We start from the raw sequence: 22,387 nt of genomic DNA, 5'->3' as shown, positions 1-22,387 counted from the left end.
TCCTCACACCTGGCGCGGCGGGCGGGGTCGGACCGGGCCGGGGTGCGACCGGGGCGCGACGGTAGCATCGGTGGGTCCACCAGACGTCCGGACGGAGGCGTACGGAGCAGCATGCTCGACATGGAGTTGATCCGGAAGGATCGCGAGGCGGTGGCGACCGCGCTGGCCAAGCGACTGGATCCCGCCGAGGTCACCCGCGCCCTGGACGAGATCCAGCGGCTCGACCAGGAACGCCGCGCCCTGATCAGTGGCATCGACGGCGAGCGGCAGCGCCGCAAGGCCGAGGCCCGGGCGTACGCGGCGGCGAAGCGCGCCGGCACCGAGCCGGAGGTTTCCGCGCCGGAGGCGGGCCGCAAGCAGCTCGCCGAGCTGGAATCCGAGCTGGACGAGGTGCAGTCCCGGCTGCGCGGCGTGATGAGCGAGCTGCCCAACCTCCCCGCCGACGACGTGGTGCCCGGCGGCAAGGAGGCCAACCGGGTCGTCCACACCTTCGGCGAGCCGCCGGCCATCGAGAAGGTCCGCGACCACGTCGAGCTGAGCCGGATGCTGGGCCTGGTCGACCACGAGCGCGGGGTCAAGCTCGGCGGCTCCGGCTTCTGGATGTACACCGGCCTGGGCGCCCGGCTGGAGTGGGCGCTGCTCAACTTCTTCGTCGACGAGCACGTGCAGGCCGGCTACGAGTTCCTGCTCCCGCCGCACCTGCTGCTGGACACCGCCGGCTTCGCCGCCGGGCAGTTCCCCAAGTTCTACGACGACGTCTACCACCTGGACCGGGAGTCCGCGCCGCGCGGCCAGTTCCTGCTGCCCACCTCGGAGACGGCGATCCTCGGGGCGTACCAGGACGAGATCCTGGAGACGGCGAAGCTGCCGCTGAAGGCCTTCGCCTACACGCCGTGCTACCGGCGCGAGGCGGCCGGGTCGCACTCGGACGAGCGGGGCACCGTCCGGGGCCACCAGTTCAACAAGGTGGAGATCTTCCAGTTCTGCCTGCCGGAGCAGGCCGACGCCGCCCTGGAGGAGATGCTCCTGCACGCCGAGAGCCTGGTCGAGAAGCTGGGCCTGCACTACCAGCGCAGCCTGCTCTCGGCCGGCGACGCCAGCGCCTCCATGAAGAAGACCCTCGACATCGAGGTGTGGATGCCGAGCACCGGCAAGTACAAGGAGGTCTCGTCGGTCTCCTGGGCCGGCGACTACCAGGCCCGGCGGGCGGCCATCCGCTACCGGGAGCCGGGCGGCAAGCAGACCCGCTTCGTGCACACCCTCAACGGGTCGGCGCTGGCCACCAGCCGGCTCTTCCCGGCCATCCTGGAGCAGTTCCAGCAGCCCGACGGCTCGGTGCTGCTCCCCGAGGTCCTCCACGACCGCCTGGGCACCGACCGCCTGACCCCCACCCGCTGACCCACCCCATCCGTGCCCCGAGGGCGCCCGCACTCCGCGGGCGCCCTCCCCCGTCCCTCCCCCGTCCCTCCCCCGCCCCCTCACGCCGCCCCTCACCCCGTCGATCTTGCAGTTTTGGCCCTCCGAATGGGCGGAATGAGTCTTGTGTCGGGGCAGCAAGTGCAAGATCCGCGAGGAGTGGGACCCCCGGCCCGCGTTGCTAATTCGTATTAGCATCTTGACGCCGCCGAGCCGGCGCGCGCAAACTCATCGATCAATAAGCCCCCTCGCGACGAGCATCCACTCCCTCCGGCACGCGGGCGAGGTCGAGTGACACCTGCCCTCGTACGGCCTTCCCGCTCCCCTACCCCGTCGGCTCGCCCCACCGAACGAACGGAGGGAACGCGATGACGCGTACCCCTGAAGGCTCCCTTTCCCGACGCACGCTGCTGCGTGGTGCGGCGGCCGCCGGTGTCGCGACCGCGGCCACCGGCACCGGCCTTGCCGCCACGACCACGCCGGCGTTCGCCGCACCGGCCGGCTTTCCCAACTATCGGTACGTGCGCGACGCGTTCGACAGGCCGTTGCGCTACAACCCGACCGGCGAGTTCATCTTCCCGTGCGTGCGCGGGGTCTACGACAAGATCAGCGGCTATCTCGGCCGCTACTACCTCTACTACGCGCCGCACGACGCGCCCGGCGGCATCTGCCTCGCCTACGCCAACCGGCTCGAGGGCCCCTACACCGAGTACGCCAACAATCCCGTCGTCGACCGGGTGCTGCCGACCACGACGGTGAGCCACGTGTCGTCGCCGCACGTCGTGTGGGACGCGCCGACCCGGCAGTTCTACCTGTACTTCCACGGCGAGAACTTCACGACCCGCGTCGCCCGCTCGACCGACGGCGTCCGCTTCACCGACGAGACGCCGATCCTGTCGACGAACCTGGTGCCCAACACGACGGAGACCTCGTACGCGCGGGTCTTCGAGCACTCGGTGGCGGGCAAGGGGAATCGCTACGTGATGGTGTTCATGGGCGCACACACGATCCGGCCGGGCACCCGGAAGATCTTCTGGGGCTGGTCGCCGAACGGCTGGAGCGGCTGGCAGTTCTCCCCGAACCCGCTGGTGTCACCGTCGGGCGACGGGCTCACCGACATCTCGGCGCCGCACCTGTTGAAGCGCAACGGCACCGCCTATGTCGCGTATCACGGCAGCAGCGGCAACATGTACCTGACCGAGGTCGGCACCAACTTCGACCGCGAAGTCCACCTCGGGGTGTTCCACCGGCCGATCGCGTCGGACAACGGCCGGGTGGCGTCGCCGACGTTCGGCACCGACGGCGGCGTGGACTACATGCTCTACGAGGCCGGGCCCCGCCTCGACGCCAGGATCTGCGTGGCCCGCGCGGTCCAGTAGCCGCCGCTGGCAGCGACACATCTCCATGCGTTGACATTCTCTGCAACACGCTTGTAATCTTTCGGGAATTTTCAGCTTGCCTTGCACAATCCCGGCAGGTCCTTCGGCCTCGCCACCACCCCTTCCCGCAAGGAGGCCTCCCGATGCAGAGACGTCGACGTCTGTCGGCGATCGTCGCCCTCGGCGTGATCGCGAGCCTGGTCGTCCCCGGCGCCGCGACGGCGCCGCCGGCAGCCGCGGCCCCGGCCGGCGGCAAGAAGGTCATCGCCAACCTCTTCGAGTGGAACTGGCCCTCGGTGGCCACCGAGTGTCGCACCACGCTGGGCCCGAAGGGCTACGGCTGGGTGCAGGTCTCGCCGCCGCAGGAGCACGTGCGGGGCCCGCAGTGGTGGCTGGCGTACCAGCCGGTCAGCTACCGGATCGAGTCCCGCAAGGGCACCCGCGCCCAGTTCAAGTCGATGGTCGACGCCTGTCACGCCGCCGGCGTGAAGGTGATCGTCGACGCGGTCGTCAACCACATGTCCGGGCAGGACAACGGCGGCACCGGCTGGGCCGGCTCGTCGTACGGGCACTACGACTACCCGGGGATCTACCAGACGCAGGACTTCCACCACTGTGGCCGCAACAACGGCGACGACATCGTCAACTACAACGACCGGTGGGAGGTGCAGAACTGCGAGCTGGTCAACCTGTCCGACCTGAAGACCGAGTCCGACTACGTCCGGACGAAGCTCGCCGGCTACCTCAACGACCTGCTCTCGCTCGGTGTCGACGGCTTCCGGATGGACGCCAGCAAGCACATGCCGGCCGCCGACATCGCCGCCATCAAGGCCAAGCTCTCCCGCTCGGCGTACCTGGTGCAGGAGGTGATCCACGGCGCCGGCGAGCCGATCCAGCCGGGCGAGTACACCGGCAACGGCGACGTGCACGAGTTCCGCTACGGCAAGGACCTGGCCCGGGTCTTCCGCTCCGAGAAGCTCGCGTACCTGCGCAACTTCGGCGAGGGCTGGGGGCACCTGCCCAGCGGCTCCGCGGCCGTCTTCGTGGACAACCACGACACCCAACGCGACGTCGGCGGGGTGCTGACCTATCGCGACCGGGGCAGCTACGCCCTGGCGAACGCGTTCATGCTCGCCTGGCCGTACGGCTCCCCGACGGTCATGTCGAGCTACACGTACAGCCAGCGCGACCAGGGCCCGCCCTCGGACGGCTCGGGCAAGACCCTCGACGTCACCTGCTACTCGGGCTGGGAGTGCGAGCACCGCTGGCCGGTGATCGCGAACATGGTCGGCTTCCGCAACGCCACCGAGGGCGCCGGCGTCGTCAACTGGTACGACAACGGCAACAACCACATCGCGTTCGGCCGGGCCGGCAAGGGCTACGTCACGGTCAACGACGAGGACTCCGCGATCACGGGCCGGTCGTACCAGACCGGGCTGCCCGCCGGACGCTACTGCGACGTCATCCACGGCACGTTCGGCAACGGCACGTGCAGCGGGCCGGTGATCACCGTGGACGGCAACGGCTGGTTCACCGCGAACGTGCCCGCCCACGACGCGGTCGCCATCCACATCGGCGCCCGGCTGAGCTGACGCCCACCCCGAACGCGCCACCCGGACGCCCCACCCCGAACCCCCCGCCCCGGTCGACTTTCCGGCCGGGACGGGGGGTTCGGCCACTCTCCATCCGCTACAGTCGGTTTTGTGCAATTTGGCCGAATGACCCGCCGACGTGTCCGCCTGCTGGCCGCCGTGGGCGTACCCCTGCTGCTGATGGCCGGCGGGGCCACGGGCTGGGCGCTGACCCCCGACGCCGCGCCCACCGCGCCGCCGGTCGCCGGGCCACCCACGTCCGCCCCCGCCGCCCCGACGAGCGCGGCGCAGGCAGCGGAGCGGGTGCCCGTGGCCGCGCCGGCACCGGACGACCTGCCGGTGATCGACTACGACCGGGCGCCCAGCGGCTTCCCCGCCGACCCCGACACCATGGACACCACGCCGCTGACCGAGGGCCTGCACCCGACCCGCCGGATCGCCGCCTACACCGCGCCCGGCGGCCGGCCGCTGGCCTTCCTCGCGCCCACCATCAACGGGGTCGAGCTGACCATGCCGATCGCCGAGCGACGCGCCGGCTGGACGGCGGTGCTGCTGCCCTCGGCAAACCGCAGGCTCGCCTGGCTGCCGCCCGGCGGCTACACCACCGTGGCGCTGACCGACCAGATCGTCGTCGAGCGCAAGCCACACCGGCTCACCTGGTACCGGGCCGGCCAGCCCTTGCGCAGTTGGGAGGTCAGCCTCGGCCAGCGCGGCCAGGAGACCCCGCTGGGGCGCACCTTCATCCTCGGCCGGACCCCGCCGCCACAGAGCGTGTACGGCGGCGTGGACATCTTCGCCCTCGGCTCGGTGCCCGACGACCCCGCCGCCGTGCCGCCCAGCCTGCGGGGCGCGCACATCGGCATCCACAGCTGGTACCACGACGGCGAGCTGGGCAGGAAGACCACCAACGGCTGCATCCGGCTCACCAGGAGCGGGCAGCGGATGCTGCTCGCCGAGGTCCGCCCCGGCACCGAGGTGGTCGTGGTCGACGAGTTGCCCGCCCCGCCCCCGACCGCCTGACGACCCCCGCGTCAAACCAGCGGCGACTCGGCGGGCTCACCCGCCTCGACCGGGAAGGCCTGGTGCGGCAGGGCCTGATGCGGTAGGGCCTGGGCCGGACCGGCCAGTCTGCGCCACAGGAACTCCAGCGTCAGCGCCCAGACGAAGGCGCGCTGCTCGTTGTTCGCCGCCGCGCCGTGCCCGCCCTCGACGTTCTCGTAGTAGGACACGTCGTGGCCGTGCTCGCGCAGCCGGGCCGCCATCTTGCGGGCGTGCCCGGGATGCACCCGGTCGTCGCGGGTCGAGGTGACGAGCAGGACCGGCGGGTACGGGCGATCACCGCGGACGTTGTGGTACGGCGAGTATCCGCGCAGGAACGCCCAGTCGGCCTCCCGGTCCGGGTCGCCGTACTCGGCCATCCACGAGGCACCGGCCAGCAGCCGATGGTAGCGGCGCATGTCCAGCACCGGCACGTGCGCGACGACGGCCCCGAAGAGCGACGGGTAACGGGTCAGCATCACCCCCATCAGCAGCCCGCCGTTACTGCCACCCTCGATGCCGAGCCTCTCCGGCGTGGTGATGCCGCGCCGCACGAGGTCGGCCGCCACCGCCGCGAAGTCCTCGTACGCCCGGGGCCGGTTCTCCCGCATCGCGGCGCGGTGCCACCGGGGGCCGTACTCCCCGCCGCCCCGGATGTTCGCCACCACGTACGTGCCGCCCCGGGCCAGCCATCCCCGGCCGACGACCCCGCTGTAGCTCGGGGTCAGGGAGATCTCGTAACCGCCGTAGCCGGTGAGCAGCGTCGGCCCGGCGGGCGCGTGCGGGTCCCCCACCACGTAGTACGGCACCCGGGTGCCGTCGGCCGAGGGGGCGAAGAACTGGCGTACCGCCATTTCCTCGGCGGCGAAGAACGCGGGCTCCCGCCGGAGCGTCTCGACCTCGCCGCCGACCCGCCCGAGCCGCAGCGTCGCCGGCTGGAGGAAGCCTTCCGAGGCGAGCAGGTAGGCGTCGCCGTGCTCCGGGTCGGTGTCCACGATGCCGCTGTGGTCGAACTCCGGCACGCCCGCGAGCGGCTCCCGCCGCCAGCCTCCCCCGTCGGGCGTCAGCACCTCCAGCCGGCTGCGCACGTCGACGAGGGTGCGGAGGATCAGATGGTCGCGGGTCCAGGACCAGTCGCTCAGCGCCGTGCGGTCGTCGGGCCGGAAGAGCACCGTCAGCTCCCGCCCACCGGCGAGGAACGCGTCGAACCGGGTCGCCAGCAGGGCGCCCGCGGGGTGGGTCACCCCGGCGACCGGCCACGGCGAACGCAGCCGGATCAGCAGCCACTCCCGGTGTACGTCCCACTGGGCGTCGTCCGGCACGGCGATCCGGACCCGCTCGCCCGCCCCGGTCAGGAGGTGGTCCTCCGTACGGTAGAAGTCCAGCCGGCGGCCCACGAAGTCGCGCTCGAACCCCGGCGTGGGATCGTGCGTGGCGTGCACGACGACGTCGTCCACGTGCCCCTCGTAGACGACGTCGGCCTCGGACAGCGGCGTGCCCCGCCGCCACCGCTTGACCAGGCGCGGGTACCCGGCAGAGGTCAGCGAGCCCGGCCCGAAGTCGGTGGCGACGTAGATGTGGTCGGCGTCGATCCAGCAGACGTCGCTCTTCGCCTCGGGCAGCGTGAAGCCGTCCTCGACGAAGGCCCGCCCGACCAGGTCGTACTCCCGCACCACCACCGCGTCGCCGCCGCCCCGGGACAGGCTGACCAGGCAGCGCTCGTAGCCGGGACGCAGCACCGTCGGCCCGCTCCACACCCAGTTCTCGCCCTCCTCGGCGGCCAGCGCGTCGAGGTCGAGCAGCACGTCCCACTCCGGCTCGGGCCGGCGGTACTGGTCGAGCGTCGTCCGGCGCCACACCCCGCGCGGATGCGTCGCGTCGGTCCAGAAGTTGTAATAGAAGTGGTCCCCGCGCCATCCGGGGTAGGGAATGCGGTCCTCCGCGTCGAGCACCTCCCGGAACCCGGCCCGCAGGGCGGCGAAGGCGTCGCCTCCGGTCAACGCGGCGACGGTCTCCGCGTTGCGGTCCCGCACCCACCGTGCGGCGTCCGCGCCATCAAGATCTTCCAGCCAGAGGTACGCGTCGTCGCCCTTCACGGTCAGCCCAGCCACCTCGCCACTATCCCCGACGGGACGGACACACTGGGGCCCGGCCGGCTGTCGACATGGCGACGTCCTCGCCGAGCCTGACTGCGTCGGCGGCACGCCCGGTGACGTGATATCAGAATGATGTAATTTTGATATCATGGCGAGGATCGCCTATCGAAGGAGTCACCCCGTGAGTCGGACGATCCTCGACGTCGACGACGAACTGCTTGCTCAGGCCTGCGAGATCCTCGGCACCACGACGAAGAAGGCCACCGTCAACGCCGCCCTCAAGGCTGTCGTCGACCGGGAGAAGCGGCGGCAGTTCGCCGACTGGCTCAAGAGCGGAGGACTACCCGAGCTGACGGGCCCGGTCGACGCCGCCAAGCCGGACGCGGCGTGAACCACGAGCACTACCTGCTGGACAAGTCGGCCCTCGCCCGCTGGCCCAAGCCACGCGTGGCCCCGGTGCTCGATGAACTCTCCGAGCGAGGGTTGCTCGCCGTGTGTGGGGCCGTCGAGATCGAGGTGATCCACAGCGCTCGCACCGCCAAGGACGCACAGCGTGCACGGTGGATGCTGAGCGGCTTCCGGTGGCTGCCGATGACCGACGAGATCTGGGATCGGGCGATCGACGTCCAGGTGCAGGCACTGCACAAGGGCAACCACCGCGCGCTGTCCATGGCGGATCTGCTGATCGCCGCCACCGCGGAACGGCACGGAGTCACCGTCCTGCACTACGACGGAGACTTCGACCTGATCACCGCGATCACCGGTCAACCCACCACCTGGGTGGCCCCGGCCGGCACCGCCGACTGACGCGGTAGCCGCCGCCCCGCCCGCCGTGGCGGCCGGTCCGGCCGCCACCGCCGCTGCGCGTCAATCCCAGGTTTCGCCGATGTCGAGGACGTCCAAGCCGGGTGGCGCCGCAGCCTCGATGGCCTTCCGGTCCCGGGTCACCAGATAACAGCGGTAGAGGATCGCCGTGGCGATCGCGTGCGCGACATCGAGTGACACGGTGAACGCGGCCGCGATGCGGGCCACCCGTCGACTCGTCGCAGCGTCGTAGACCGCCACCTGGATGTCGCGCTCAGCCACGAGCAGCAGGTCAAGCATGCTGGCGGCGGGCGTGCCCGCGAGTTCGAGCTGCGCCTGCCCGAGGCAGAGCGCCGGGATCCACACCTCCTGGTCGGGATCCTCCTCGGCCAGGGTCAGCATGGCACCGGGCTCGACGCTCGTGCCCGACGCGTACGCCAGCAGGGCGGAGGTGTCGAGGACGAGACCGTTCACGCGGCGGCGGTCCCCTCGTTGTCGAACTGGCTGAGCCACTCGACGTTGCGGGCGTGCTGCTCGTCACTGACGGGCGCGAGAGCTGCCAGGCGGGCGCGGGTCTGCTCGATGTCCTCGTCGGTGACCACGTAGCCGAGCTGCGCCCACTTCGCACGAAGACTGTCGGCACGCATCTTCCGACGAAGGATCCCGGCGATGAAACCGGACGTGGTGCCCTGCGTGCGCTCGACGTACGCGGCCACGTCGTCAGGCAGGCTGATCGTGATACGGCGAGTCATACTCCGACCATACCCGCTGCATACTGACGGAAAGCCAGCAGCCCGTCACGCCACACCGGTTCGCTGTACACCCCCTGAGGGCTGCCCACCACCGGCGCCGACCATCTGGTCACTTTCGGCGATTATGCCCGGAATTAACCTTACGATGAGATCTCTTCGTGGAGGTGAAGGACCATGCCGACGTATGTCGCGTTGCTGAACTGGACCGATCAGGGGATCCAAGGCTTCAAGGACACCGCGAAGCGCGCCGAGGCCTTCGCCGCAGCGACACAGAAGCTCGGGGCGAATCTCGTGAACATCTGGTGGACCGCCGGTCCGTACGACCTCGTGGCCGTCGTCGAGGCGCCCGACGACGAAACCGCCTCCGCGGCGCTCCTGCGGCTCGGCGGGGCGGGCAACGTCCGCACCACGACCCTGCGGGCCTTCGGTCAGGAGGAGATGAGTCGCATCATCGCCAAGGCCGCTGGCTGACTCCATCACGGCCATGACCGCGGGGTGGCTGCCGACCTGAACGAGCAGCCACCCCCGTAGCGACTCCGCGGCCTAGAGGCCGAGGTAGGCGGCGATGCCGTTGGCGTGCCCTCGGGCGGTGGCGGTGATGAAGGCGGCGCGCTTGAGCAGGTTCGCGTCGGCCACGGTGTCGATGAACAGGTTCTCGGTCAGGACGGCGGGCATGGCGGTCTCGCGCAGCACATGGAAGTTGGCGGTCTTCAGGCCGCGGTCGGTGACCGAGCCGACGGTGCGCATGCCCGACAGGACCCGGGAGTGCACCGGACTGTGCAGGGCGCTGGAGGTGCCCGGGTACCGGTAGCTCTCGAAACCCGTACCGCCGCCGGAGTTGATGTGGATGCTGACGAAGATCGTGGCGCCCCACGCGTTGGCGTCGCTCGTGCGGTACGTGAGACTGCGGGTGATGTCAGAGGTGCGGGACATGCGCACGTCGACGCTGTAGTTCGCCTTGAGGATGTCGCGGGTCTGCAGCGCGATGCTGAGGGTCAGGGCCTTCTCGGTCAGCCCGTTGCCGACGGCGCCGGGGTCGGTGCCGCCGTGCCCGGGGTCGAGGTAGACCTTCGGGACCGCCGCGTGCGCGGTTCCGGTCGCCGCCCAGGGAGCCACGACGAGACCAGCGGCGGCAGCCAGCAGGGTGCGGCGGCGCGCTGAGGACTTACTGATCACGAGCACCTCTTCACGAAAAGTAGGGGTGCCGGGAGGCCGCCGTAGGGCCGCCCACACCCGTACGGGCCGGCACGGCGCCACTGTAATACATGGAAATGTTTTGATGAATATGTTCCTCCGTCACGCCTGTTCAACGGGTACAGCACGCCCAGTGAGCCGCGCCGGCATGGGCGCGGCCATCGCGGGTAGTACCCGAACATGAGGGCGAGTTTCCGGCTCGGCCGGATTGCGGGCGTACCGGTCGGGGTGAACTGGAGCGTCCTGGTCATCTTCGCGCTGATCGCCTGGGGGCTGTCGGCCAACCAGTTCCCCCGCGCCTACCCGGACCGGCCCGTCGCCGCGTACGTCCTGGCGGGGCTCGCGGCGGCGGTGGTCTTCTTCCTCGGCCTGCTCGCCCACGAGGTCTCGCACGCGATCGTCGCCAAGCGCAACGGCCTGGAGGTCGGCGGGATCACCCTCTGGCTCTTCGGCGGCGTGGCGGAGCTGCGTGGCGAGGCGCGCGACCCGGGCGCGGAGCTGCGCATCGCCGGGGTCGGCCCGCTGGTGAGCCTGCTGATCGGGTTCTTCTTCGGCGCGATCGCGGTGGTGCTCGCCGTGGCCGGGGTGCAGGGGCTGCTGCTCGGCTCGCTGGCCTGGCTGGCCGGGATCAACATCCTGCTGGCGGTCTTCAACGCGCTGCCGGCCGCCCCGCTGGACGGCGGGCGGCTGCTGCGCGCGGCCGTCTGGAAGGCCACCGGCGACCGGACGAAGGCGTCGGTCGTGGCCGCCCGGGCCGGCTGGGTGCTCGGCGCGCTGCTGATCGGCCTGGGGCTGTGGCAGTTCCTGGCCGGCGTCGGCATCGGCGGGCTCTGGCTGGCCCTGATCGGCTGGTTCCTGATCGGCGCCGCCGGCCTGGAGGAGCGGCAGGCCCGGATGGGCAGCGCGCTGCGGGGGGTGCGGGTCGCCGACGTGATGACGCCGCAGCCGCAGACCGCGTCGGGGCAGATGACGGTGGGCGACTTCGTCGACCACTACCTCTTCGCGTACCGGCACACGGCGCTGCCGCTGACCGAGGACGACCGGCCCGTCGGCCTGGTCACCCTCGACCGGGTACGCGGCATCCCGGCGGAGCGCCGGGCCGGCACCACGCTGGCCGAGGTGGCCTGCCGCGCCGACGAGCTGGTGCTGGCCCGGCCGGAGGAGTCGCTGAACGAGCTGCTCCCCCGGCTCAGCGAATGTGCCGACGGGCGCGCGCTGGTGGTGGCCGACGGCCGGCTGGTCGGGATCGTGTCGCCGAGCGACATCAGCCGGGCGGTGCAGCGCGGCAGCCTCCGCGAGCAGGTGACCGGAGCGCCCGGACGCTAGTCGCGGGAGAAGGTCGCTAGTCGCGGGGCAGGTAGCGGTCCAGCAGCTCGGTGCGGAACGTGCCGGCCGGATCGAGCCGGCGCGCCAGGTCGAGGAAGTCGGCGTACCGGGGCCAGGCCGCGGCGAGGGCCGCCGGGGCGAGGCCGAAGACCTTCCCCCAGTGCGGGCGCGGCGCGAACGGTGCCAGCCGCTGCTCCACCTCCGCCACGACGGGCAGCACCGCCGCCGCGTCGGCGATCCAGGTGAAGTGGATGGCGAGGCTGTCCCGACCGTGGTTCGGGCTCAGCCACAGCCCGTCGGCCGCCACCGCCCGCAGCTCGCAGACCTGGAGCACCGGCGCGATCAGGTGCGCGACCGGGTCCAGCGCGCCCAGCGCCGCCGCCGCCGAACCGCGCGGCACGTGGTACTCCGACTGCAACTCCGCCCCGCTGCTGGGGGTGAACCCGAGCTGGAAGTGCGGCAGCCGCTCGTGCCACGGGCCGGGTTCACCGAGCTGCGGCGTGCAGTTGCCCGCCGGCATGCCCGGCACCGGGTGCCGCGGCCCGTCCGCCGCCGTCGTGTCGAGCCAGTCCGCCGGCAGCGGCTCCGCCTCCGCGCGCTGTTTGACCCACACCTCCCGCAGCCGCGACGAGCGCCAGTCGGTGAAGGCGCTGACGCTGTACGCCGAGGCGAACGCCGCGTCCAGGGCCGCTCGGGGCAGGCCGAGGCGGACGTGCTGGCGGATGTCGAAGGTCGGCACCACGTCCAGGGTGAGGCGGGTGACGACGCCCAGCGCACCGAGGGAGACGACCATGCCGGCGAACGTGTCCCCGTCGGCCGCCCGGTCGACGGTCAGCAGGTCGCCGTCGGCGGTGACCAGTTCCAGCCCGGCGACCGCGCCGGCCAGGTTGCCGACCGTCTCGCCCGAGCCGTGGGTGCCGGTGGCGACCGCCCCCGCGACCGAGATGTGCGGCAGCGAGGCGAGGTTGGCCAGGGCGTACCCCCGGGCGTGCAGCCGGGCGGCGAGGTCCCCGTACCGCATGGCGGCCGGCACCGAGACGGTCCGGCGGTCCGGGTCGATCTCCACCGTCGCGGGCAGCCCGGCCAGCGAGACCAGGTCGCCGGTGGTGTCCCCGAGGCGGTTGAAGGAGTGCCCGGTGCCCACCACCCGCAGGCGGTCGCTGCCCGCCACCAGCCGGCGCAGCTCGGTCAGGGAGGTGGGCCGGTGGTGGCGGCGGGCGGCGTAGCGGACGTTGCCCGCCCAGTTGTGCCGCGGTCCGGGCGCCGGGACGTGCACGGAATGCGGCTCCTGGTCGTGGTGCGGTCGCATGTCCTATCCCCGTTCGGCAGCCACGGTCGCCCGGACGCGTCGCCGGACGACCGGCGGCGCGGTGGACACCGGTCGATCGGGCACGGTTATCGCGCCGCCGTCGGGGAACCCTACGCCGATGAGCACCCATCGCGACACCACGACCGAGCCCCGGCCGGCGCCGACGCCGCCGCCCGCGCCGCAACCGACGCCGCCGCCCGTGCCGCGTCCGGTACCCCGCCCGGGCCCCCCGCCCCGCGGCCGCCGACCGGGGCCGGTCGACGCGGTCCTCTCCTGACGGTCGCCCCGGCCGGCCGCCGGCTCAGAGCTGGGGCTTCACCTCGGACGCGACCAGCTCCACGTGGTCCAGGTCGGCCAGGTCGAGCACCTGGAGGTAGACCCGCTCGCTGCCGGCCCCGGCGTACCGGCCGATCTTGTCGACGATCTCGGCGGGGGTGCCGGCGAGCCCGTTGGCACGCAGTTCGTCCGGTTCCCGGCCGATTGCGGCAGCCCGGCGGGCCACCTCCGCGTCGTCCCGCCCGCAGCAGAGCACCAGGGCGTTGGACCAGCGCAGCTCGCCCGGGTCCCGGCCGATCTCCGCGCAGGCGGCGCGGACCCGCGCGAACTGGGCGATGGTGTCCTCGACCGAGACGAACGGCAGGTTGAACTCGTCGGCGTACCGGGCGGCCAGACGGGGTGTGCGCTTCGGACCCTTGCCGCCCAGCAGGATCGGCGGGCGCGGGTCCTGCACCGGCTTCGGCAGCGCCGGCGAGTCGCTGACCGGGTAGTACGTCCCGGCGAAGTCGAACGTCCGGCCGGGCGGCGTCGCCCAGAGCCCGGTGACGACGGCGAGCTGCTCCTCCAGCCGGTCGAAGCGCTCCGCGAGCGACGGGAAGGGCATCCCGTACGCGGTGTGCTCCTCGGCGTACCAGCCGGTGCCGATGCCCAGCTCGACCCGGCCGCCGCTCATCTGGTCGACCTGCGCGACGGTGATGGCCAGCGGGCCGGGCAGCCGGAAGGTGGCGGCGGTCATCAGCGTGCCCAGCCGGATCCGCCGGGTGTCCCGGGCCAGGCCGGCGAGCGTGGTCCACGCGTCGGTCGGCCCGGGGTCGCCGCTCACCGAGCCCATCTTCAGGTAGTGGTCGGAACGGAAGAAGGCGCCGTAGCCGGCGTCCTCCGCGCAGCGGGCCACGGCGAGCAGGTCGTCGTACGTCGCGCCCTGCTGGGGTTCAGTGAAGATCCGCAGTTCCATGCTCCGAGCATAGGAAGCGGGCCGGCCCGGCGGGCGCGGGAGCAGAGCGGTCGACCGGTGCCGGGCCCGGCCGGGTCCGGCACCGGTCGGCCCTGCTAGACGTACGGCCGGGTGGCGTACGCCGCTTTCAGGGCGGCCAGGCCGACCGGCTTCGGCGACAGGGTGCCCCAGCCCGAGTTGAAGTAGTTGGTCCGCGCGATCCGGGGCCCACGCTCGGCGTTGAGCTGGGCGATGGCCGCCGGCACGGTGGCGATCCAGGCGGCCTGGTCCGGCACCTCCGCCGCCCGTACGCCCCACTCGGCGACGATCACCGGCCGGGAGAGCGCGACCGGCCCGAGGTCGGCCACCGCCCAGTCCTTCGCCCGGCGGAACCGGGCCAGCGCCGTGTGCGAGGCGCTGGTGGCGTAGGCGTTCCACTGGAGGAAGTCGAGCTTGGCCATCAGCGCCTCCGGGTGGGTGCGCTGGAAGCAGGCCCGGTCGAAGCCGCCCACCCCCACCGAGAAGGTGGTGCCGGCCGGCAGGGTGCGGGCCCGGAACCAGTTCACGATGTACGTCATCGCCTGCACCGCGCGGGCGTCGGACTGCTCCCAGTCGTAGCTGACGCCGGACTCCGTGGTGCCGAACTCGTGGTCGGTGTCCAGTTCCGAGGCGAGTTGGATGTTCACCCCGAAGCCCAGGGTCCGGTACTGGGACAGGGCACGGGCGAACAGTCCGTCGCAGTGCCCGGCCAGCACCTGGCCGTAGCCGTACGCCCGGGGCCAGGTCGTGCCGGGTCGCTGCTGGATGGTCATCGCCGGCGCCGGGACGGTGTAGGTGGCGCCGTCCACGGTGAAGGTCTGCGACCCGGTGTTGGGCGCGCCGTACTGCTTCAGTTCCAGCACCATGTTCATCCGCACCCCCTCCTTGCCGAGCGTGACCAGCCACTGCCGCTGGTACCCGGGGAAGACGTAGCCGTCGGCGAAGCTGCGGTACTGGGTCAGCGAGCGGAAGTTCCCGCCGGCCATGTCGGCCGTGGGATCGGCCCCGCCGGAGAGGTAGTAGCCGCCCAGCACGGGCGCCGCGATCGTGTAGTCGGCGGTGGCGGTGGAGGTGCGCCCGCCCTTGTCACGCACCGTCACGGTTACCCGGGGCATCACGCCACCGCCCGGTAGACGGCGACCGACCCGTTGTCCGACGCCCGGGTCCAGGTGCGGCCGGAGTCGTCGGTGACGGTGACGGTGAGCGGGTCGATGACGGCGGTGACCTTCACCGGGGCGCTGCTGTTGCCCTGCGCGTCGGTGACCACGATCGTGACGGTCACCGGCTTGGTGTCGGCGTCACCGTAGGTGACCGTGAGGATCATCTGGTCACCGGGTGAGTAGGTGGCGGCGTTCAGGGAGGCGGTAACGGTAGGAGCGGCCATTGCGGCACCTCTCGTGCTCGTGCTCGGTCACCGGTCCGGCCGTGGCGAGAGCCGGGCCGGCGGGAAAGGATGGGTCGGGCGACGCCCGGGGCCGCCGGGCCCGCGACGGCGGGGCCCGGGGCCGGTCATGGGGTACGCCGCACCGGCCGCGCGTGCTCGGGGTGGCCACGCGGCTGCGGTGCTGCCGGAGTGATGACGTCGGTGTCGGTCGGGTGAGACGACACCGGCCCTGGCGCCCGGGGCGGTGTCGGAGCGCGACCCCACGACGCGTGGGCGGGGCCGGCGCTGCGTTACACCGGGGCCGCCGCGGCGGGGTCGGGCTGGGTGATGGCGGCGTCGGCGGGGACGCTGGTGTCTCCGCCGGACCCGAGGAATGGGATGTGGCCCGCCATCCTCACGCCTCTCACCTGCTACAACAGTGCGACGGAGAGGCCTCCGCTGTCCTGTCCACTACCCGACGGCCGGCGTGTCGGCGAGGTGACTGCGATCCGGCCGGTGAGGTGCGGTCCCGCGTCAGGGGCGGCGGCGGGGACCGGGCCGGCCGTACAGTGTGCGGACCATTCGATCAAGGAGGGTCCGTGACCCACCCACCACCGGTGCCAGAGTCCCCAGAGGACGCCGGGGCGGCCGGAAGCACCGGTACCGGCGACGCGACGCCGTACCTGCTCGTCATGCCACCGACGGAGGGGGCACCGCCCACGGTCGAGTGGCCGGGGCCGGAGGGCGTGCCCGCCTGGGCGATCCCGGTCAGCATCCCGGCGGGGACGCGCGGTTACGCCGTTTTCATCCCGCTGGTGCCGGCTGCTGCCGCACAGACACCGGCATCCGCGATGCCGTCGACCGCCCCGTCGGCCCCCGCGACCGAGGCACCGGCCGCCGAGGCCGAGGCCGTCGCGTCTTCGACCGTCGCGGCTTCGACCGTCGCGGCTTCGACCGTCGCGGCTTCGACCGTCGCCGCCCAGGCCGTCGCGGCATCGGCCGCCGAGGCACCCGCCGTCGCGGCACCCGCCGGGCCGGCTCCCGAGGCCACGGGGGCTCCCGCCGACGCGACCCCCGAGGCCACCACTGACGCGGCCGCCGACGTGGCCCCGGCGGCGGCTGCCGACGAGCCCTCCGCCGCCAGGTCCTCTGCCGGATCGGCTGCCTCCGCCGCCGGTTCCTCCGCCGGGCCAGCCGCCTCCGCCGGGCCAGCCGCCTCCGCCGGGTCAGCCGCCTCCGCCGCCCCGACGTCGGCCGCCAACGAGCCGCCCCCGCCCGTCGCCGCCCCCACGGTGACCCAGCCGCCCCCGCCCGTCGCCGCCCCCACGGTGACCGTGCCGCCGCCCGCGCCGTACCGGATCGGCACGCCCACTGGTGCGCCGATGCCCTACCGGGGCTACCAGCCGGTGCCGCGCCCGCCGTCGTTCCTCGACACCCGGTGGCCGGGACCCGCACCCGCCCGCGACCGCGCCGTACCGGCCGCGATCCTCGCCGGGGCGCTGGGGGTGGCGTTCCTCGTGCCGCTCACCCGCACCGGCATCGGCTGGTTCCTCGGCTGGCTCGCCCTGACCGTCGCAGTGGTCCTCGCGGTCCGGCGGACCGGCGCGGAGCTGCCGCGTACCGACCGGTGGATCCGCGCCGGCTGGGCGGCGGCGTCGCTGGCGCTGCTGTCGGTCCTGACCTTCCGCAACGCCTGGTGGCTGGTGACGTTCTGCGTGCTCGGCGCGCTCGGCTGCGCGACCCTCGCGATCGTGGGCGGCCGGGGCGTCCGCTCGATCCTGTTCAGCCTGGTGGCGGCTCCGTTCGCGGCGTTGCGGGGCTTGCCCTGGGTACGGGGGCACCTGCACGCCCCGGCGAATCCGGGACGGGTCCGCCGCGCCGTCGGGTCGGCCGCCGCCACCCTGGCCGCGCTGATCGTCTTCGGCGCGCTCCTGTCGTCGGCCGACGGCGCCTTCTCCGTGATGCTGGACGAGTTGATCCCCGAGGCCAACGTCGGCACGGTGTTCCGCTGGATCTTCCTCGCCGCCGTGGGCGGGCTGAGCGCGGTCGCCGCCGTCTACACGCTGGCCGCGCCGCCCGACCTGTCGACTGTCGACCGGCCCGGCACCCGCCGTTTCGGTGTGCTGGAGTGGGCGCCGGTCATCACCGCGCTGACACTGCTCTTCGGTGGTTTCGTGGCGGTGCAGTTCACCGTCCTGTTCGGCGGTCAGCGGCACGTGCTGCGCACCGCCGGCCTCAGCTACGCCGAGTACGCGCGCAGCGGCTTCTGGCAGCTCGTCGTCGTCACCATGCTGACGCTGGCGGTGCTGGGCGGGGTGGCCCGGTGGGCGCGGCGGGACCGGGCGGTCGAGCGTCACCTGCTGCGGATCCTGCTCGGCCTGCTGAGCGCCCTCGGCTTCGTCATCGTGGTGTCGGCGCTGTCCCGGATGTACACGTACCAGAAGGCCTACAGCTTCACCGGCGAGCGGCTCTTCGTGATGGCGTTCGAGTTGCTCCTCGGCACCGTCTTCCTGATGATCCTGGTGGCCGGCATCCGCTGGCGCGGGGCGTGGATCCCCGGCCTGACCGTGGCGCTGGCCGTGGCGATGCTGCTGAGCCTGGCCGTGCTCAACCCGGAGGACTACGCCGCCCGCCGCAACATCGCCCGGTACGAGCAGACCGGGAAGATCGACGCCTGGTACCTGCGGGCGCTCTCGGCGGACGCCACGCCGGCCCTGACCGGCCTGCCCGGCCCGGTGCGGCGCTGCACGCTGAGCTGGATCGCGGACGACCTCGCCGAGCCGGACCCCTGGTACGCCTGGAACCTCGGCCGGGTCCGGGCACGTGCGGCCCTCAACCGGGTCGGTCCGGGCGCGGTCGGCGGCCCCCGCGACTGCCGCACCGCCGACCAGTACGACCTCCCCAAATCCCGCCGCTAACCCCCTTCACCCCTTCACCCCTCCCTCCCGCCCTCCCTCCCTCCCTCCCTCCCGCCCCCGCCCCCGCTCTCCTCCGCGATCTTGCAGTTGCTGCCCGGGCAAAGGGCGCACATCCCCCATCTCGGGGGCCACAAGTGCAAGATCGGCGAGGAGGGGAGGGGGTGGGGTGGGGCTGCGGCGGAGGGTGGGGGTGGGGGGTTACCAGGGTTCGGGGATGGTGATCGCGAGGCAGCGCTGGGTGCCGGGGGTCGGCTGGTAGCAGGCGGACGCCTCCAGGTTGTTGGTCAGGTCGGGGCGGGAGAAGGACGTGCTGCCGCCGTTGACGCAGGTGCCGCCGCTGGTGGACACCCCGCCGGTGACCTTGGCCGTGGCGCAGCCGACCGTGCCGGCGGTCTTCTCCACCGTGTTCAGCGAGGAGCGCTGGTCCGTGTACTGGTGGGCGCCGTAGCCGACCAACCGCACGCCGGGCCGGGTCACCGCGTACTGGAAGGCCGTCGAGGTGTAGTACGACCAGCTCGCGCCGGTGCCGACCGTACGCAGCCCGGGATCGGCGGACGAGCCCGGGACGAACATGGCGAAGCCCTTGTCGTGGGTGGTCGTGCCCGGGATCATCCGGTAGACGATCACCAGCAGCCCCTGGCTGAAGCTGCCGGTGGAGTAGGTCAGGTAGCTGCCGTTGCCGCAGGTGGTCCGGTCGGCGACGTAGCCGACACCGTTGGCGTAGAGCATGACCCGGGCGCAACGGGCGTCGTCGGCGGTGTCCTCGATCGTGCCGACCGTGGTGCTCGTGCCCGAGTTGTCGGTGGCATAACCGGTCAACCGCACGCCGGGCAGAGTGCCCGCGTACTGGTAGGCCGTGGGGTGGTAGTAGCTCCACGAGGCCGACCAGCCGCTGCCGGACGGTAGCGCGAGCGCGGGCGAGGCGGGCAGCAGGGCACCGGCCAGCGCGGCGAACAGGGCCGCGACCAGGGTCGTACGGGTCGCCCACCCGCGGAAAAGGGCCTTCATCGGTCCTCCGATCTCCACGACGTTTCTGCACGACGTTCGGGACATTCGCCGTCACGGATCAGGTTGGTCGAGGATCCGGTGGCGACGACCGCTGAGTCCCGTACCGGACAGGCCGGATCCGCTCGCCGTCGGGTGGCCGGGGACCGGGCCGCAGGTCACAGGCGGTGGGGCCGGTTCGCGACCGCTCGACTCCATCAGCCAGACTCGGTCCTACCCACGCCCGCCCGACACCCCCGTACCCCCTCACCGGATGGCTGGAGCGCATGTCCCACACCCTCCTGTTCTGGTCGGTCGGTGGCGCCCTGCTGGTGGGCGCGGGGGTCGTGACGACCCTGCTGCCCAGGTGGCGGGCCCGGTCGCGGGATCAGCGGGTCGCCTGGTCCACCGCCCGCGCGGCGATCGACAGCGCGACCGTCAGCCGGGACGCGTCGGCCGGCCGGGTGCCGGAGGCCGAGCAGTTGCTCGCCCGGGCCGAGTTGATCGCCGCCGGGCGCGGCGGGGCGGCCGCCGCCCGGGCGGCGGCGGAGCACGCGAGGGAGGCCGACCGGCTGTGGCGGACGCACCAGTGAAACCCTCTCGGAGGCACCGCTACGAGCCGGTGCGGTGGGCGCTCCTCGGCATCGCCGTGGTCGTCCTGGTGGTGTTCCTGCTCGCCCAGCGGCAGAGCACCCTCGACGTCAGCTACGGCCGGTCGCCGTCGTCCGCCCCGGCGATCGAGGAGGGGTCGGCCGGCGAGCTGAGCGACGCCACGGTGCCGTCGGCGGACGAGATGACCGCGCTGGTGGCGGCTTCTCCCGTGGTACGACTGCCGGGCGCGACCGCGCACTGGAACGAGCAGCGGGTCCGGCAGGCCGTCGGCGAGAGCCCCGTCCGCATCCTGGTCGCGCCGCCCGGGCTCGACAAGGACGAACGCGACCGGGTACGCGACGTGGAGAACGCCACGATCCGGGTGCTCGGCACCGAGGTGAGCGGCGGCCTCTACCAGGTCAGCGCCGACACCCTGCCCGGCTGGCGCGCCCAGTTCGCCACGGGTGACGTGACGGACCTGCTGGTGACGCTGATCGCCGCGCTGCGCAAGGATCCCTCCCCGACCGACCAGGACGACCTGCGGTGGCGCGAGCCGACCGACCGGGAGGTGGCCGCCGTCGCCGCCGACCTGCGGGCCACCGGCCTGCACGTCGGGGCCGGCGCCACCCTGACCAAGGTCTCCGACAACGTCGCGAAGAACGCCTTCCCGGACGGCGCCTACTACGTGGCGCTCCCGGTGCAGCCGTTCGGCGAGCCGGTGCCCCGGTACGGGCCGGCGCTGACCAGGCTGTTCCCGGACACGCCGATCGTGGTGATGTACGGCCTCTGGATCGAGCACCACGGCCCGGGCGCGTCGGACTTCGCGGAGCTGGCCGGGGCGAGCTTCTACAACCAGTTCGCCGACCGGCTCAGCCGGTACGACTACCCCCAGGGCAGGGTGCTGGCGACCTACCTGAACCGGGTCACCGACATCCGCTACGCGGGGCTGTTCGAGCGCCCGCTGCCGTACCGGCCGGTCGATCCGCTCCGGGTGGCGCTGCCCGCCCTGCCGTGGGTCTTCGGGGGCTGTGTGGCGACGTTCCTGATCCTGTCGCTCCGGTCGCTGCGTCGACCCGGCGGTGGACTGGGAATCCGCCGGGGCGACCCGGGGCGGGGCGGCACGCCGGCCCGGTTGGCCGGTCTCACCGCGCTCGCCGTCGAGATGTCCCTGCTGACCGACACCCGCAGCAACGCGGCGCTGACCCGGGGCATCGTCACGCTTCAGGCGGCCCGGACGGCACTGGACGAGAAGCTGCCGGACCCGCACGTACGCACGTTGCTGGACGAGGCGGCCGGCGAGCTGGACGCCGGCGCCCGGACGCTGGGCATCGCCAGCTACCGCCCGGACCTCTACCTGCGGGGCAGGCTGTCATGAACCAGTCCGTACGACGCTGGCTCGGCGACCTGTTCGGCACGCCCTTCGGCCTCGCCGCCCTGGCCTGCGTGGTGCTGGCCGGCTGGGCGTTGTGGACCGGCGGGCTGCTCGACGGCCCGATCGCCCGCCAGGTGCGCACCTCGTCCGTGTACGCCGCGCCGGGCGTCGACCTGGACCAGGCAGCCGCCGAACGGATCATCGGCAACCGCCGGCTGGTCGTGGTGCTGCTCGAACCGGACGCCGACCTGCGGGCCGGCTGCCAGCAGGTCAAGCACGCCGCCGACGGCACCGTGGTGCTGCTGATGAGCCGCGACGGCGACGAGTACGACACGTACGGCTGCGCGCTGCTGCCCGGGCGCGACGACGAGAACTTCGGCCGGACCTTCGTGGCGGAATCGGTCGTCGGCCGGGGGATCGACACCTTCGCCGACCGCCCCCTGGAGGCGTTGAAGGTCATCACCGTCAACTACGACACGCTGGTGCGGGCCGGCACGGTGCCCGACGGCGCGCGCACGATCAGCCCGTCGCTGCCCCGCTTCCTGCTCGCGGCGGCGGCGATCGTGGCCGTCGTCGCCGGAGCGACGGTGCTCTACCTCGGTGGCCGCCGGGCGGGCCGCCTCGCCGACGACCGGCGCCGCCGCCGCGACGAGAACGCCGACAGCCGCAGCACGCTCAGCGCGGCCGCCGCCGTGCTGGCCCAACACATCGTCGACCTCGACCAGCGCTACGCCTGGGCGCAGCGGCACGCCTTCGTCAGCGACACCGAGGAGTCGTTCGGCACGAAGTACCTGGCGCTGACCTCCGACTACACGGCCCTGCTCGACGACATCGCGGTGGTGGACGCGGACGACGAGGCCGCCGTGGGCCGGCTCACCGACCGCGTTGACGAGTTGAGCCGGCGGGCGCTGGCGCTGGCCGGGCCGTCCGCCGGGAACGCAGCCCGCCCGCAGCCCGCCCGGAAACGGGGGAAGTCGGCCTCCCGTACCTGACCGGCTGAGGCC

At 72.7% G+C, this 22,387-nt stretch carries 21 protein-coding genes; 12 read left to right on the top strand and 9 right to left on the bottom strand.

What is annotated here, in order from left to right; genetic code table 11:
- Window positions 1-111 precede the first annotated feature (111 nt).
- The 4 genes from serS to ABZ809_RS13185 all read left to right on the top strand — a co-directional run bounded on the left by serS (window position 112) and on the right by ABZ809_RS13185 (window position 5,407).
- Window positions 112-1,398 (top strand): serine--tRNA ligase, encoded by a 1,287-nt coding sequence (gene serS, locus ABZ809_RS13200; RefSeq protein ID WP_357562694.1) that lies wholly within the window; start codon window positions 112-114, stop codon window positions 1,396-1,398.
- Window positions 1,399-1,784: 386 nt separating this feature from the next.
- On the top strand, window positions 1,785-2,795 hold the full coding sequence (locus ABZ809_RS13195) for a hypothetical protein (RefSeq protein ID WP_357562693.1): 1,011 nt from the start codon (window positions 1,785-1,787) through the stop codon (window positions 2,793-2,795).
- A 143-nt stretch (window positions 2,796-2,938) separates the two neighbouring features.
- A complete protein-coding gene (locus tag ABZ809_RS13190) occupies window positions 2,939-4,387 on the top strand; it encodes an alpha-amylase family protein (protein WP_357562692.1) in 1,449 nt (482 codons plus the stop codon).
- Between the two features lie 126 nt (window positions 4,388-4,513).
- On the top strand, window positions 4,514-5,407 hold the full coding sequence (locus ABZ809_RS13185; protein ID WP_357562691.1) for a L,D-transpeptidase family protein: 894 nt from the start codon (window positions 4,514-4,516) through the stop codon (window positions 5,405-5,407).
- An 11-nt stretch (window positions 5,408-5,418) separates the two neighbouring features.
- Here the strand turns inward: ABZ809_RS13185 and ABZ809_RS13180 are convergent, their stop codons facing one another.
- On the bottom strand, window positions 5,419-7,536 hold the full coding sequence (locus tag ABZ809_RS13180; protein ID WP_357562690.1) for a prolyl oligopeptidase family serine peptidase: 2,118 nt from the start codon (window positions 7,534-7,536) through the stop codon (window positions 5,419-5,421).
- Window positions 7,537-7,702: 166 nt separating this feature from the next.
- On the opposite strand from ABZ809_RS13180, the gene ABZ809_RS13175 reads away from it, so the two are divergent.
- Window positions 7,703-7,912, top strand: a complete 210-nt coding sequence (locus ABZ809_RS13175; RefSeq protein ID WP_357562689.1) for a type II toxin-antitoxin system VapB family antitoxin — start codon at window positions 7,703-7,705, stop codon at window positions 7,910-7,912.
- Window positions 7,909-8,328, top strand: a complete 420-nt coding sequence (locus ABZ809_RS13170) for a PIN domain nuclease (RefSeq protein ID WP_357562688.1) — start codon at window positions 7,909-7,911, stop codon at window positions 8,326-8,328. Before ABZ809_RS13175 ends, ABZ809_RS13170 begins: the two co-directional genes overlap by 4 nt.
- Before the next feature lie 60 nt (window positions 8,329-8,388).
- Here ABZ809_RS13170 and ABZ809_RS13165 read toward each other — a convergent pair whose 3' ends face one another.
- The gene (locus ABZ809_RS13165) at window positions 8,389-8,799 is read right to left on the bottom strand and encodes a PIN domain-containing protein (protein ID WP_357562687.1); all 411 of its coding nucleotides are present in this window, start codon (window positions 8,797-8,799) and stop codon (window positions 8,389-8,391) included.
- Window positions 8,796-9,077 (bottom strand): hypothetical protein, encoded by a 282-nt coding sequence (locus ABZ809_RS13160; protein ID WP_357562686.1) that lies wholly within the window; start codon window positions 9,075-9,077, stop codon window positions 8,796-8,798. Before ABZ809_RS13160 ends, ABZ809_RS13165 begins: the two co-directional genes overlap by 4 nt.
- A gap of 174 nt (window positions 9,078-9,251) precedes the next feature.
- Between ABZ809_RS13160 and ABZ809_RS13155 the strand changes: the two genes are divergently transcribed.
- Complete coding sequence (locus ABZ809_RS13155) at window positions 9,252-9,548, top strand: GYD domain-containing protein (protein WP_357562685.1); 297 nt, start codon at window positions 9,252-9,254, stop codon at window positions 9,546-9,548.
- Between the two features lie 72 nt (window positions 9,549-9,620).
- On the opposite strand, the gene ABZ809_RS13150 is transcribed toward ABZ809_RS13155, so the two are convergent.
- Window positions 9,621-10,253: an N-acetylmuramoyl-L-alanine amidase gene (locus ABZ809_RS13150; protein WP_357562684.1), complete on the bottom strand. Its 633-nt coding sequence runs from the start codon at window positions 10,251-10,253 to the stop codon at window positions 9,621-9,623.
- A 198-nt stretch (window positions 10,254-10,451) separates the two neighbouring features.
- Here ABZ809_RS13150 and ABZ809_RS13145 point away from each other — a divergent pair, with 198 nt between their 5' ends.
- The gene (locus ABZ809_RS13145; protein WP_357562683.1) at window positions 10,452-11,597 is read left to right on the top strand and encodes a site-2 protease family protein; all 1,146 of its coding nucleotides are present in this window, start codon (window positions 10,452-10,454) and stop codon (window positions 11,595-11,597) included.
- Between the two features lie 16 nt (window positions 11,598-11,613).
- Here the strand turns inward: ABZ809_RS13145 and ABZ809_RS13140 are convergent, their stop codons facing one another.
- From ABZ809_RS13140 to ABZ809_RS13125, 4 genes are all read right to left on the bottom strand, one after another.
- On the bottom strand, window positions 11,614-12,906 hold the full coding sequence (locus tag ABZ809_RS13140; protein WP_357562682.1) for an FAD-binding protein: 1,293 nt from the start codon (window positions 12,904-12,906) through the stop codon (window positions 11,614-11,616).
- A gap of 301 nt (window positions 12,907-13,207) precedes the next feature.
- Window positions 13,208-14,137: an LLM class F420-dependent oxidoreductase gene (locus tag ABZ809_RS13135; RefSeq protein ID WP_357562681.1), complete on the bottom strand. Its 930-nt coding sequence runs from the start codon at window positions 14,135-14,137 to the stop codon at window positions 13,208-13,210.
- Between the two features lie 95 nt (window positions 14,138-14,232).
- Complete coding sequence (locus ABZ809_RS13130; RefSeq protein ID WP_357562680.1) at window positions 14,233-15,270, bottom strand: hypothetical protein; 1,038 nt, start codon at window positions 15,268-15,270, stop codon at window positions 14,233-14,235.
- Complete coding sequence (locus tag ABZ809_RS13125; RefSeq protein ID WP_357562679.1) at window positions 15,270-15,539, bottom strand: hypothetical protein; 270 nt, start codon at window positions 15,537-15,539, stop codon at window positions 15,270-15,272. The genes ABZ809_RS13130 and ABZ809_RS13125 overlap by 1 nt, the downstream gene beginning before the upstream one ends.
- A 596-nt stretch (window positions 15,540-16,135) precedes the next feature.
- On the opposite strand from ABZ809_RS13125, the gene ABZ809_RS13120 reads away from it, so the two are divergent.
- Entirely contained in the window at window positions 16,136-18,436 is a 2,301-nt protein-coding gene (locus ABZ809_RS13120; protein ID WP_357562678.1) for a DUF4173 domain-containing protein, read from the top strand.
- Window positions 18,437-18,634: 198 nt separating this feature from the next.
- On the opposite strand, the gene ABZ809_RS13115 is transcribed toward ABZ809_RS13120, so the two are convergent.
- The gene (locus ABZ809_RS13115) at window positions 18,635-19,444 is read right to left on the bottom strand and encodes a hypothetical protein (protein ID WP_357562677.1); all 810 of its coding nucleotides are present in this window, start codon (window positions 19,442-19,444) and stop codon (window positions 18,635-18,637) included.
- 263 nt (window positions 19,445-19,707) lie between these two features.
- On the opposite strand from ABZ809_RS13115, the gene ABZ809_RS13110 reads away from it, so the two are divergent.
- Genes ABZ809_RS13110 through ABZ809_RS13100 form a run of 3 tightly spaced genes read left to right on the top strand, consistent with a single transcriptional unit; the run spans window position 19,708 to window position 22,375 of the window.
- Complete coding sequence (locus ABZ809_RS13110; RefSeq protein ID WP_357562676.1) at window positions 19,708-20,013, top strand: DUF6403 family protein; 306 nt, start codon at window positions 19,708-19,710, stop codon at window positions 20,011-20,013.
- Window positions 20,010-21,386, top strand: a complete 1,377-nt coding sequence (locus tag ABZ809_RS13105; RefSeq protein WP_357562675.1) for a hypothetical protein — start codon at window positions 20,010-20,012, stop codon at window positions 21,384-21,386. The genes ABZ809_RS13110 and ABZ809_RS13105 overlap by 4 nt, the downstream gene beginning before the upstream one ends.
- The gene (locus ABZ809_RS13100) at window positions 21,383-22,375 is read left to right on the top strand and encodes a hypothetical protein (protein WP_357562674.1); all 993 of its coding nucleotides are present in this window, start codon (window positions 21,383-21,385) and stop codon (window positions 22,373-22,375) included. The genes ABZ809_RS13105 and ABZ809_RS13100 overlap by 4 nt, the downstream gene beginning before the upstream one ends.
- Window positions 22,376-22,387 lie beyond the last annotated feature (12 nt).

This window comes from Micromonospora sp. NPDC047074, assembly GCF_040643815.1.
Lineage (GTDB): Bacteria > Actinomycetota > Actinomycetes > Mycobacteriales > Micromonosporaceae > Micromonospora.
The sequence above is the reverse complement of the archived record's forward strand: the minus strand, read 5'-3'. Positions and strand labels throughout refer to the sequence as shown.